The sequence below is a fragment of the Pectobacterium sp. CHL-2024 genome (assembly GCF_044751765.1).
Taxonomy (GTDB): domain Bacteria; phylum Pseudomonadota; class Gammaproteobacteria; order Enterobacterales; family Enterobacteriaceae; genus Pectobacterium; species Pectobacterium brasiliense.
The window spans coordinates 78,604-91,160 of record NZ_JBIXKO010000014.1; the positions used below are offsets into that span (position 1 = coordinate 78,604).

The following is a 12,557-nucleotide window of genomic DNA, read 5'->3' on the forward strand; positions in this document are numbered from 1 at the left end:
ACATGGCGCTTTTTAACCGATTATCGAAAACAGAGCGAGGTAAACTCGCCACGTGCAAATGGATAAGTGAGAGGCGAAAAGCACGTATGATTTCTGTCGTAATAGAGAAGTCATCCGTTTGCACAGACGGTAGGTTGGCATACGCCATTTTTAGTTAGTTGATTGTTTTTTATTAAAAATATACACCGTTGGGATTTGTTGTTATGACTGATAATTTGCTTTCTCACCTTTCGAACACATTACGTTCAGAGGTTTCCTTCGAGGAACTCGTTCGCCAGTTATTGGTCATGCTGGAACTGGTCACCGATCTGGAATCGACCTACCTGACGCAGGTTGACACCGAAGCGGGTTTCCAAAATATCCTGTTTGCTCACAACACTAAAACGCTCAATATTCCTGAAGGGGCCTCGGTTCCGTGGCATGACACGTTGTGCAAGCGCGCGCTGGACGAAGGGCAAAGCTATACGCCTAACGTGGCCGAATGTTGGGGAGATTCTGAGGCGGCGCAAGCGCTGGGCATTATGACTTATGCCAGTACACCAGTGCGCATGGACGACGGGCAGTTATATGGCACCCTCTGTGCCGCAAGCTCCGACCATAAGCCGCTGACAACCAAGGGTGAACAGATCCTGACTCTATTCGCGCAGCTTATTGCTCAACAGGTGCAGAAAGAGTGGCTGGTGCAGCAATTGACGGCCGCCAATGCCGCATTACATGAATATTCTTACACCGATTCACTGACCGGACTGCTTAATCGTCGGGGCGTGTTTTACTCGCTGGAAGCGATGTTTTCTCAGGCCGGGAATGACCACCAGCAGGTGTTGATTGTGTTCATTGACCTCGACGGCTTTAAAAAAATTAACGACCAGTTCGGCCACGAAGCCGGTGATATCTTCTTGCAAGAGGTCGGTCGACGCTTGCTGGCGTGGGGAAATCCGGGGGATGTCGTCGGGCGTCTTGGTGGTGATGAATTTGTCTTTGCCCGTATGGTCAACGTTGTGCCGGGAGAGAATGAACGCGTGATTGCTTCCTTCAGAGACGACATTACGCCTTTGTTACAGGGAAATTATTCGCTCGGTACGGTCAATATTGACTATTTAGGCGCAAGTATCGGGATTGTCACGGCAGATCCGTCGGTCGATGAGCCTGATGGCGTAATTCGTCGAGCCGATGCAGCAATGTACGCCAACAAAGTGATGCGAAAAAAAGATCAAACCCGCGCTTTTGACGTCATCACCGCACAACCGTAAATTCCTGTTCGGGTGTAATTATCTGCTGATTGCCTGATGAGCGTGCTCAGGCATCTTTGATCGTATATAGCGCAGGCAGGGTTCAGGGGCGCTTGTTAAATCAGAAGACATCCAGCGCCTGTTTTTTAAATGAGTAGGGGTACGAAAGGTAACGCTTAAATAATCCGCGCTGCGGAAAATCGATACATAGTCAGCTTGACGTATGACGAGTCTATACGGTCTTACCAGCCGCAGACGTTAGTGTCTTCATCCGCATCGTAGCCACGTACGATATTAACCAACTCTTTTACTGCTTCAGCTGAAATCGTCTTGTCTTTTAATTCTTCGACCGTAGCGAGATCTTTATCAACAGACACGCCGTTATTATTATTCGTGACTGTCAGCAAAAAACCTTTTTTATTCTCACTGGTTGAAGGCAGTTCGTTGAGTAATTCCACGACTGCACCTGCCGCGAAATCTGGTACATAAAAAGCCATCGGTTTAAGATAAACTTTTTCTGCTTTTTCATTATTTTCGCGGTTCAACAGTGTTAACGAATAGCCTTTATTTTCACTTGTCATTATGTTTACCTCAACCTTCTATCAAAATTTTTGGATCGACATAAAAGTCCACGTTAAATAGCGTATCATCAGATAACGCTTCGATTCTGTGCCATTTCTCTGGGGGGAATACGCCAAATTGTCCGGCTTCGATAGTTAGCGTTTCGACGGGTTCAGAACTTGTCTCATCCGCGTAGCCATAATAACGAATCGTCCCTTGCATCACGCACAAGCGCGGGTAGACGCCTTGCCGCGTCCCTGCATCCAAATGGCGCTTCCAGATAGATGCTGGGGCTGTTTCTTTTGTCCAGAAAGGTGTTGTACGGGTATGAACATAATTCGCTGGTATAACAATTCGTTCCATGTTTAAACCTCATGCTTTACCCAGCCACATTGCAGGGCGGGAAGGAAAAAACCATATAGTGCATATCATATACCTCTTTTAATGTTTGTGAATTATTTTCTGCTAATTAATTTTTCACAATACCGCAACATCTCGCAGAAACGCCGTATTATCAGGGTTCAACGTTTCTCATATCGGTTATTTTTCTTCGCCGATGGATTGAAGCGAAAACTAACATCAATGAATAGTTACATTAAGTTATTTTTCGATGGTCTACTTATTAGGGATGTTGAATTGAATAAATTCACCTTACCGCTACTCAATTAGAGTTATTGTTAAAAATAAATCAAAAGAGTAAAAATGAGAAAATATAACGCTACTCTATAGTGAGGTTTTAACTCAAATGAAAAAGAACGTAAAACTCAGTTCATTTTATTATGGTTTCCCTGTTTTCCTTGTTACGACGATTGATAATAGCAACGGAGAGGTCAATGTTGCTTCTATATCCTCGTCAATTTCTCTCGGTGATAAAATTATTATTGGTGTCACGAAAGGAAGTAAAACCTACAGTAATTTATTATCCGGATCCGATGTTGTCATCAATATTCCGGATTACAAACTGTGGGAGAAAGTTGAAGAACTGGGTAAGTTGACCGGGAGCGATACGTTGTCTGAAGGTCAGATTAAATGGGGCGTTCAGGTCTGCCACGATAAATTCTCCAAGGTCGGCCTTCATACCGAAGCCTCTACCGATATTACGCCGCCTCGGGTGATTGAATGTCCTATTCAGGCGGAATGTAAAACCGTCAGTACGACGGACAAAGGCCGTTTTATTCTTGTCGAACTGGATATTGCTAATGTCTGGGTGGATAGCGAGCTATTAGGGGAAAATGATGTCGTCGATTCATCAAAATGGAAGCCGCTGATCTACAACTTCCGCGAATATGACACCACGGGTGATGCATTAGGTTTTAATTTTAAATACGGTCATTAATCTTATCGAGAGAACGCTGCCACGGTGTTTACTGATGGCGGCGTTCTCTCGTTCATAAACATGCCGAAAATAAATTACGGCATGCCTACATTTTTCTGAATAATCATTTTCCGACAAAGGTTGTTACGCTTAACGGATTGAGCCATACACTGGATTTACCGTTGCTATCAACCTTATATGTACCGCCATATTCAACATTCAAAATTGCCGATGTGCTATATTTTTCAAATTTACTGACTGTGTGATTACTAATATTCAACGATAAAAGTTGGTCTGAATCATTAGTATTGATAGCAACAATAACCATTTTACCTTCTGAATTTTTATAGGCTGTAAGATGAACATTTGCCTGAGGGTTTTCCGTGGCTTGAATTCGCTGGAAGCCAGGGCGGACAAATTTGGCATATTGGGCCATAACATAACCACGTTTACTGACCTTGCCATCTTCAGTAAGCAACCCATAAGAGCGGCGGATATACCACCACACGTAAGCGTTATAGTTTGCAACCATGCTGGCATTCATCTCACTTGCAACATCGAGCGCTGATGACCAGTTATTAGCAGACTGCTTTGAGTCAACTAAGTGTTCGGTCATCCAAACTTCTTTACCCTTGTTTTGGGCTAAAGGATACGGTTTAGGCGTTGTACCATAGAGGTGCCCCCCTACGATCTCCACGTGCTTTGCTGCCTCACTATCATTCAATGTTGGGTCAGTTAAACTATGGTTAAAGTTTAGCGACTCTCCGACAATGACCTTCAGAGAACCGAATTTAGAACCTTGTGATTTGAGATAGTTTTTAAAATCATTACCATTCCATTCACAAGATTCATAGTCAGGTTTCCAATCAGGTTCATTTTGTATCGAAATGGCATAAAGAGGGGCGTTGTTAGTTTGCATAAAGTTAGAAAATTTTAACAGATGCTCGGTATAGCCAGAATAGTGTTCTGAAAGTAAACGCCCGCCATTGATCAGACTTTTGTTACTTTTCATGTAAGCTGGCGGTGTCCAGGGCGTTGCCATTAATTTCGCGCCTAATAATGACGCCTGACGTGCACTCGAAACCTGTATATTCCATCTGTTGGCATCAGGATCAATTCTCATTCGCATAATTGATAGCCCGATTTGGCCCGTGTCATTACCGAATGCGGTATTGACTTGCTCTGTTGTCAGATCGTTAATCCATCCAGGGGCATTCATGCCGCCAAATCCTTGAATTATTTGATAACTGGTTTTTGCATCGATCTTTACCGTATCAGCATATATAGCAAGCGAACTTGTAGCAGCCGAAATAAGTATCGCCGCACGCACGCAATTACGTACCCAGTAAGCTGTATTTCTATTCATAGCATCCATCCTTAATAAAATAATTATTGGAATATAATAAGAAAAATACAATCGATAATTTCTAAAAAAACAAGGTAATCTTGTGGAAACCACTGAGTTTAAATTCTAGTGGTGTTAGGTTTATATTTCATTTTTCTATTTAACGCCAGTGTAAAATAATTGTCGTTATAAAGTTCCTGTAAAAATAGAATTTATAATATCTCTAAGGGAGAGGGTGCCGTCATTATTAGGAGGGATATCAATATAGCCCAAGGGTCAGTGCTGGTATCCTGATGCCCAACGGAATAAGGTGGTGTGGGCGATACCGAAACAACGGAGTCAGCACTGATCCGTTGGTTTTGTGCATGATGCTGGTGTGTGGCGGATTTTTTTTATGCTTAACGTAGTAGACGATGTTAATCGTTAAGAGGTAATAGCTGAAATCCCACTTAAGTCTCCTTAAGCAGGATTTTGAGTCAGGCAACACAATATATGACTCATTCTTCCCTGAAATACGAGTCAGACGGAACGCGACATTGTTCTGATAATTTGGCGATGTGCGCTGTACAAAAATCGATATAGGCTCTGGCTGTTGAAGAGATGTGCTGCTGCTTTTTGTATACCAGATGCAAAGAAGAATAGGGCAACGGATGCTCCGGCAGCAGCTCAGTTAGCTCTCCTCTTTTGATATATTCAGCGGCAAAAAACGCCGGTAGTTCAGTGATGAAATCTCCGGCAAGGGCGCCAGCCCGTAAATGAAGATAATCATTTACTGTGAATATGGCTGGGACGTCATAAGCGTGATTGCCCAGCATCCAGACAGGGCGTGCGTCAATAACGGATCCCCAGGCTGCACAGGGGAAGCGCATCAGATCAGACGGTTCAAGCAGGGGCAGTGACGCCTTCAGTAACTCCGGGCTGGCGACAAGGATATGGCGAAAATCCATTAAATGTCGTGCAACAACGGAATCATCAGCGATGGTACCCACTCGTAATGCCACATCGACCCCGTCGGATATCAGATCCACTCTTCTCTCGGTGGAATACACGCTTATCGCAATGCGTGGGTATGTCTGCTGAAACTGCCTGATGATTTCCCACCAGGGTTCCATAGACTGGGGAAGCGTCAGGCGCAGTCGTCCGGTAATATGAGGATTACCTGACACCACCGACTGTTCCGCGTCGTTAAGGATATCCATCGCGGAGCTTGCGTGGTTAAGTAATCTTTTCCCTGCTTCCGTTACCTTGCAGCCTTTCGCTGTTCGTTCAAGCAGCAGCACCTTGAGTTCTCTTTCCAACTCCTGAATCCTGCGACTCAGCGTCGGCAGCGGGATGTTGTTCTCCCGGGCGGCGGCAGTCAGGCTGCCGCAACGGGCGGCCATCAAGAACATGTTAAGCGCATTCAGATCCACTATTTATTCCTATCAAATATGGAATGACTACTTTCATTTTCTGCTCTACATACTAAAGAACTGGCTCAGTAAAATGTATCTGTTTCAGGTAACAGGCCGTTAAAAGCCAGAAGGAGTAAAAATTATGCGTAAAACCGCACTGCAACACTTTGGACGAGATTTCGACTTTCCTAATGCCATCCAGGGATTGCCCGTTAAGCTCTCATATGTGGAAGGTTTGGGGATCGGTTCGTTCCAGACGAATGATGGTGTGTCACTTTCCTATTGGAAAGCTGGCAAGGGGACGTTTGGCAATCGTATTTCTCGCTTTTCTGCTGATGTGAATGATTTCTTCACTGCGCTGAATATTGAAAACGTACATCTTTGCGGCTGGTCAATGGGATGCTCCGTTATCTGGAGCTACATTATTTGACGCTTCGGCATATCAAAATAAGCGGAAAGAAAATCCAGCAATGCGCGTAGTGCTTTCGACATGAATTGTCTTGACGTGTAAACCCCGTAGATGCCCATTTCATGAGATTTATAATCTGGGAGGAGATGAATCAGCGAACCGTTTTCCAGATGGGGAGCCGCAAGGTACAAGGGCAGCTTTGCGATACCCATTCCTTGCAGTGCCACATCCATCAACACATTACCTTCGTTCGTGGAAAGACTACCGCTAATCGGCACACTGTATAATTCGCTCTGGTGACGAAATTGCCATTCAAACTTAGTGGAATAAACATGGGTAAGACAGTTATGTGCCGTAAGATCTGAAGGATGCTCAGGGGTTCCGTTTCGCGTCAGATAGGCAGCAGAGGCACAAATTACGGTATGACAGGTGGCAAATTTTTTAGCAATTAGGCCCGGCTCAAGATCGCTGGTTATTCGTATGGCCAGATCGATACTGTCTTCTACCAGATTAAGACGCTGCTCTCCCAATATTAAGTCAATTTTAACAGCAGGATAACGTGCCATATAGGCTGTCAGAGCTGAAGAAAGATGTGTCTGCCATAACCAGCTACTCGCGGTGATGCGTAACAGCCCATTGGGTTCAGTTTCATCAACTTTTGACTCGGCTTCGAGCAATTCAATGCGGTTCAAAACTTCTTTACACTGTAACAGGCAGGCCTCTCCGGTCGGAGTCAGGCCAAAACGACGTGTTGTTCGGTGCATTAACCTTGCACCCAGCCAACTTTCCAGCTCTGCCAAGTACCGCGTAACCATTGCCCGCGACATATCGAGTCGCTCTGCGGCGGCGGTCTGGCTTTTGTGCGTTACGACTGTCACAAAAACTTTCATCGCAGTAATCCGGTCCATACAACCTCGCAGAATTAAGCTGACATCATCAACAATCGGTATTTATAGGTTGTTTTTATACGCAAAGCAATTGGGCGAAATTGCTCGTATACATTAAACCTGGAACCTACGATTTGACTGATTTACGCAACAAATCAGCCACCGCTACGCTGTTTTTTAATACCCCATGAGCCAGTAGACTGCATTCGCCAACTGATTGTTTCACCAGCACCAAGGCATACTTACTCATTATCAGAGGAATAATCATGAAAATTGCACTCGTAGCGCCTACCGGTAAAATTGGGTCTGAAATTGCCAAAGAAGCACTCCGTAAGGGACATGGGCTCATTGGTATTGTCCGCACTCCCCGGAATGCACCGGAAGCACTGAAGGCTGTTGAATTAAAAGTCGTTGATATATTTGATACACACGCTTTCGCTGAAGCAATCAAAGGAGCTGATGTCCTCGCAAGTGCTTATGGCGCACATGGCGATCATATTGACACTGTTACTGAAGCGGCGAAAGCGATTGTGTCGGCTGCACGGGTAGCGGGCATAAAACGTGTCATTGTTGTTGGTGGTGCTGGCAGCCTTGAGGTTGCACCGGGTTCTAAACTGGTTGATGCACCTTATTTTCCTGAAGACTACAGACCATACGGCCAGGCACACGACAGAGCCTTCCAGATTATCAATAAAGCAAGCGATCTGGAGTGGACATTCTTCTCACCCGCTGCAGAAATCGGTCCAGGTGCCAAGATAGGTCATTATCATGTCGCCGCTAAAACACTGCAAAAAGATACGAAGGGTCAGAGTAGTATTTCTTATCCTGACTATGCTGAAGCGTTTGTGGCAGAAATTGAAAATGGCAACTATGTCAAAAATATTATGACGGTTGCCTATAAATAACCCTGAGTTTTTTATCTTTCCTGGAGATGCCGCGTATCGGCATCTCCAGGCTAAAGGAAAACAAATAGCACAGATTCTTAAATCGAATCGAGATGCACTTTACTGCATAAGACGGCTTCGTACACATCTAACATTCAGAAATGCGTAGCCCCGATAGACGGGCATCGCCCACCATTCACCCTTGAAAGTACTCAGGAAAAAATCCGCCCTGCGGAAGACGTCTGGAATTCACGTAATCCAGAGCGTGTTTCGCTTGCTTATACCCATGATTCATTCTGCCGAAACCGAGGAGAGTTTATCGTCAGGCGTGACGAAGCGATTCTTTTAGTCGTTAAGAAACAGTTGGGGGTCATTCCGTCATCGAACCAACTTGACCCCAAATCTGACCACCACATTTTCCCGATGCAGAGGGAAAACAGAATGTGCACCGGAAAGACTTTTGTATGTGAAGATATTGAATAAATGGATAAAAGCAAAAATCCCGCTTAAGTTTCCTTAAGCGGGATTTTCTAAATTTGGCTCCTCTGACTGGGATCGCCTTTGCCAGCAACTGGCTAATAAACAATCTAAAAGACAATTCCCTTTCTGCCAAGGCCACCAGAATGACCCCATGGCTAAACAGCATTACCTTCATCAGCGGTGAGCCGACCGTTTTCGAGCTTGATACAATGATCGGCCAAGTGGAAAAAGCGATCATCATGTGTGATCGCCAATACCGCCTTACCACGCGCGGCCAATTCGGGCAGAAGCTCCTGATAGAAGACGCGTTTGAATAAGGGATCCTGATCGGCCGCCCACTCATCGAACAGATAGAAAGGGCGATCCTCCAGATAGGTTACGACCAGCGCGAGGCGTTTACGCTGCCCCTGCGAGAGGTCGCGGGTAGAAAAATAGCCGTTTTCCACCGTGACCTTATGTTCCAGATGCAGTTTGGCCAGCAGCGCATTAGCGCGAGTGTCCAGCGTTGAGTCGGTATCATTCAACCCAATCAGTGATTCAAAAAGGTGAAAGTCAGAGAATACGGCGGAGAACAGTTGTCGATAGTTGGCTCGATTACTGTCAACGACCTCGTGGCCGTCAACGGTAATGGTGCCGCTTTCCGGTGTGTATAGGCCGATCAGCAGTTTGGCGAGCGTTGTTTTTCCGCTTCCGTTGCCGCCAATCAGAAACGTAATTTCCCCCCGCCTGAGTGTCATATCAATAGGCCCTAGCTGAAACACACGGTCCTCTTTCTCACGGTAATAGCTATGGAGGACGCCGGACAGACGGATAGTTTCTGCATTGCCAAATTCATGTGCGGAGACGGTATTATCGATGGCGTCGCGCTCGTCCAGCTCAGATAATATCGCGCTAATTCTTCGTAATGAGACGCGGGCAGAATTTAACGTTGGAACGCTATTGAGTAATCCTTCCAGCGGCATCAGCATGAATAAAAATACGATGACGTAGCCCGCCAACGCGGTTGATTCAAGCCCCGGTATTACGGTAGGAGAAAAAATGACCAGACCAAGGAAGCTGTAGAACAGAAAGAGGATCCAGCCAACGCCGAAAGCATAAACACCGAAGGCGCGGGTACGATTTTTGCGTACGGCGTCGATTTCTTTACCGAGTGACTGATTGAGAAATGCGTGTGCGCGGGAGATGTGTAATTTGAGCTCTTTTGCACCAGAAAATAGCGCATTAAAGTGGGTAAACAAGCGATCCTGTGCCTGCCCAGCGGCTCTCAGAGAGGTGAACGCCGTACTTCCACCCAGGCTGTAGCCCAGCGAGCCAATGACAACAATTGCCAGCGCTAAAAAGAAGATAGGGAGCGATAGCCAGGCAAGGTATCCCAGACAGCCGATGACGATAGAACCTTGCATCACAATGTTCGGCAGCGTGAAAAACAAGAGCGAGACATTGGTGGAGTCATCCGTGATGATCGACTGCGCACGCGAGGCACCCAGTTCTTCTATCTGACGGAAGGGCGCACGAGCCACGCGGCTTGAAATAAGTTCGCGCATTTTCGCCATGGTTCCCTGGCTCAGCCTGGCAAAAATGACGCCGCTGAGAATACGGCAGGCAATCGCCAGGACGGTCAATATGGCAAAATACCAGGCGAGCGGCACATAGTCATCGGTGGGAGTCAGCAGCGCTTTGTTGATTAAGGTGATCAGTAAAACGCTGGAAATGCCATTGGTGACGCTGGCTATTGTGGCAATCGCCAGTATCCATCGTGAATCGAACAGGAGTGAGAGTAAAAGCTGTATCGCTGGTTTTTTGGTCGTCGACGTTTTCATATTATTATATCCACACGTTATTGAGACGTACACGATGCCGATATTCGCGACCAGCCTGATACGCTGGCCGCGTCAACAGCCTGCTTTCGCTATTTTCTAGGATTTAGGGTTTGCCATAACCAGTCGGCAAGCCGTTCGACCTGTGGCATTGAGAGCATCGTCATGTGGTTGCCCGGCATCAATACCGGGTCTAACTGGGTAACATGCTTTCTCCATTCGCTGTCGTTTGTCGTTCTTTCATCGGTATCCCCCTCTTTGGCACTGACCAGATAGATGTCACCTTCATAGCGAGTGCGGGGTGTATACACCGTGTTCAGATTGGCTTGCATAACCTGAACAATTCCCTGCAACAGCAATGTGGTCGTGTGCGTAGAGAAAATACCGGCTTTTACCAGAGCGCGGTGCAGCTGTTTGATCTGTTCCTCCTGTGCCATATCCACAAACTGAGATCGCGTCAGCGCTAAAGGCTGGGTCAGAATCATGTTGTAGATGTCGATCAATTTCATGATTGTCTCAACGCGATCGATTGATTTTGGCGGGCACCCCTGAATGTCGGGAGCATCGGTATCCACCAATATCAGGCTGGCAACTGATTCTCCCTGTGCTTGTAGCTGTAATGCGAGCTCAAAGGCGACCCATCCGCCAAAGGAATGCCCCAGCAGGTGATAAGGCCCATGAGGTTGCTTTTGCCGTATTCCCTGAAGATAGGCCCGTGCAGCCCCCTCTACGCTGATGTAAGGCGGTTGGCTGATTTCTGTCAGGCCGCGCGCCTGCAAGGCACACACCGGTTGTTGCGTCGGCAGCGCCAGCGCCAGTTCAATAAAGCTGGAAGCATTGGCACCCGCTCCAGGGATACAAAAGAGCGGAGGTGCGCCCGGCGTACCGTTCTGGATAACGATGTTTGGCACATAGTCAGTGGGTAACAAGAAATCGCTAAAGGAGTCGGCAACCTGATTCAGCAATGGCGGCTCCATTATCGTGTGGTGAGTTCCACCGATAGGATGAATCACGGAATCCTTACCGACGATGCCCTGCCATTCCCCCCAGATATCGTCATCGGCGGTGTGCTCCGCGCGGTAGAGGTGAACTGGCAGTGCCGAAGCGGGAGCCCGGTAATGCTGGGACAACTGCAAGATCGCTCTTTGGCTGTTGAGGCGTAGAAGAATATCTTCTTTGGTGATGCCGGAAGGGAGCCATTGACGCTCATGGCAGCGTGCGATGATTAGCTCAATGTCTCCCAATGCGCGCAGATCCTCCAGCTCGTGTTCATCGGCTGTCGTCATGTGATTACGTAAATAGACGAAGAGGATATTAATGTTTTCCTGCTCATCACTTAAATTCCCAGAGGAATAGACGCTTTTTTGTTCGCCAAACTGCGCGTCTGCCCGATTGAAATTATAAGAATCTATCATGCCAAGAAACGCGACCTCCTCACCGCTATTAAGCAGCTGTAGCCCGATTTCATAAGCAATCGATCCACCTAATGACCATCCGGCAAGGCGATAAGGGCCATGAGGTTGAATACGACGGATCGCATTCAGATGACCCGTCGCCAGTTCCTCAATAGATGCTGGCGGTGACGGTAGCGTATGCAGGCCTAGAGACTGCAGCGCGTAAACGGGCAAGGTGGGTGGTAGCAGCGTGGCGAAGGTCGAATAAACCAACGGGTCTCCAGTTGATTCGTGTATCAGGAATAGCGGCAGGAGATTACCTGCAGGACTGAGCGGCACAGGGTTCACATCAAACGGAGAATCTGATGTCGCTGAGGTATTACTGCCAACCACGAAGGCCAGTTCGGACAGCGTGGGATGAGAGAAGAGGGTGGCGAGTGATACTTCCATTCCCTGTTCACGCATATGGTTGAGCAACTGTACTGCCAGCAGCGAATGACCGCCAAGTTCAAAGAAGTGGTCATGACGTCCTACTCGCTCCAGACCCAGTAGTTCCTGCCAGATGTGTGCCAGCTTCGTTTCTACCTTGCCTTGTGGCGCTTCATAGCCATGACTGACGACGGCCGTTTGGTCAGGTGCGGGCAGCGCCTTGCGGTCAAGCTTGCCGTTCGGCGTAAGTGGGAAAGTATCCAGCATGACAAAGGCTGACGGAATCATATAGTCGGCTAAATGTGTCGAGAGCTGCTGACGTAGCTCGGCAGGCATCAGTTCAATACCGGGCTGCGGACAGAGGTAGGCGACCAGCCGGGTATCACCGGGGCTGTCTTCACGGGCGACGACAA

General features: G+C 47.2%; 12 protein-coding genes. 5 read left to right on the forward strand and 7 right to left on the reverse strand.

What is annotated here, in order from left to right; translation table 11 throughout:
- The first annotated feature begins 203 nt into the window (after window positions 1-203).
- Window positions 204-1,250, forward strand: a complete 1,047-nt coding sequence (locus ACIPUG_RS17475) for a diguanylate cyclase domain-containing protein (protein ID WP_400339462.1) — start codon at window positions 204-206, stop codon at window positions 1,248-1,250.
- A 221-nt stretch (window positions 1,251-1,471) separates the two neighbouring features.
- Here ACIPUG_RS17475 and ACIPUG_RS17480 read toward each other — a convergent pair whose 3' ends face one another.
- Window positions 1,472-1,810 carry a DUF1869 domain-containing protein gene (locus ACIPUG_RS17480; protein ID WP_039287634.1) on the reverse strand — a complete coding sequence of 113 codons (339 nt, stop codon included), beginning with the start codon at window positions 1,808-1,810 and terminating at the stop codon, window positions 1,472-1,474.
- Window positions 1,811-1,820: 10 nt separating this feature from the next.
- Window positions 1,821-2,153: a DUF1971 domain-containing protein gene (locus ACIPUG_RS17485; RefSeq protein WP_014914776.1), complete on the reverse strand. Its 333-nt coding sequence runs from the start codon at window positions 2,151-2,153 to the stop codon at window positions 1,821-1,823.
- A 382-nt stretch (window positions 2,154-2,535) separates the two neighbouring features.
- Here ACIPUG_RS17485 and ACIPUG_RS17490 point away from each other — a divergent pair, with 382 nt between their 5' ends.
- On the forward strand, window positions 2,536-3,126 hold the full coding sequence (locus ACIPUG_RS17490; RefSeq protein WP_039468291.1) for a flavin reductase family protein: 591 nt from the start codon (window positions 2,536-2,538) through the stop codon (window positions 3,124-3,126).
- Window positions 3,127-3,229: 103 nt separating this feature from the next.
- On the opposite strand, the gene ACIPUG_RS17495 is transcribed toward ACIPUG_RS17490, so the two are convergent.
- On the reverse strand, window positions 3,230-4,471 hold the full coding sequence (locus tag ACIPUG_RS17495) for a glycoside hydrolase family 30 beta sandwich domain-containing protein (protein WP_203450225.1): 1,242 nt from the start codon (window positions 4,469-4,471) through the stop codon (window positions 3,230-3,232).
- Between the two features lie 476 nt (window positions 4,472-4,947).
- Window positions 4,948-5,862: a LysR family transcriptional regulator gene (locus tag ACIPUG_RS17500; RefSeq protein ID WP_400339465.1), complete on the reverse strand. Its 915-nt coding sequence runs from the start codon at window positions 5,860-5,862 to the stop codon at window positions 4,948-4,950.
- A 124-nt stretch (window positions 5,863-5,986) separates the two neighbouring features.
- On the opposite strand from ACIPUG_RS17500, the gene ACIPUG_RS17505 reads away from it, so the two are divergent.
- Window positions 5,987-6,274 (forward strand): alpha/beta hydrolase, encoded by a 288-nt coding sequence (locus ACIPUG_RS17505; protein WP_320700242.1) that lies wholly within the window; start codon window positions 5,987-5,989, stop codon window positions 6,272-6,274.
- Here the strand turns inward: ACIPUG_RS17505 and ACIPUG_RS17510 are convergent.
- On the reverse strand, window positions 6,262-7,161 hold the full coding sequence (locus tag ACIPUG_RS17510) for a LysR family transcriptional regulator (RefSeq protein ID WP_320700243.1): 900 nt from the start codon (window positions 7,159-7,161) through the stop codon (window positions 6,262-6,264). The genes ACIPUG_RS17505 and ACIPUG_RS17510 overlap by 13 nt on opposite strands.
- Before the next feature lie 245 nt (window positions 7,162-7,406).
- On the opposite strand from ACIPUG_RS17510, the gene ACIPUG_RS17515 reads away from it, so the two are divergent.
- Both ACIPUG_RS17515 and ACIPUG_RS17520 read left to right on the forward strand, forming a co-directional pair.
- A complete protein-coding gene (locus ACIPUG_RS17515) occupies window positions 7,407-8,045 on the forward strand; it encodes an NAD(P)-dependent oxidoreductase (protein WP_203450227.1) in 639 nt (212 codons plus the stop codon).
- Window positions 8,046-8,198: 153 nt separating this feature from the next.
- On the forward strand, window positions 8,199-8,507 hold the full coding sequence (locus ACIPUG_RS17520) for a DUF1348 family protein (protein WP_400339469.1): 309 nt from the start codon (window positions 8,199-8,201) through the stop codon (window positions 8,505-8,507).
- Between the two features lie 152 nt (window positions 8,508-8,659).
- Here ACIPUG_RS17520 and ACIPUG_RS17525 read toward each other — a convergent pair whose 3' ends face one another.
- Together ACIPUG_RS17525 and ACIPUG_RS17530 are read right to left on the reverse strand one after the other, a co-directional pair.
- Window positions 8,660-10,324 carry a cyclic peptide export ABC transporter gene (locus tag ACIPUG_RS17525; protein ID WP_039528434.1) on the reverse strand — a complete coding sequence of 555 codons (1,665 nt, stop codon included), beginning with the start codon at window positions 10,322-10,324 and terminating at the stop codon, window positions 8,660-8,662.
- A gap of 89 nt (window positions 10,325-10,413) precedes the next feature.
- Window positions 10,414-12,557 (reverse strand): alpha/beta fold hydrolase (locus ACIPUG_RS17530; RefSeq protein WP_400339468.1); only part of this gene is annotated, 2,144 nt, incomplete at its 5' end.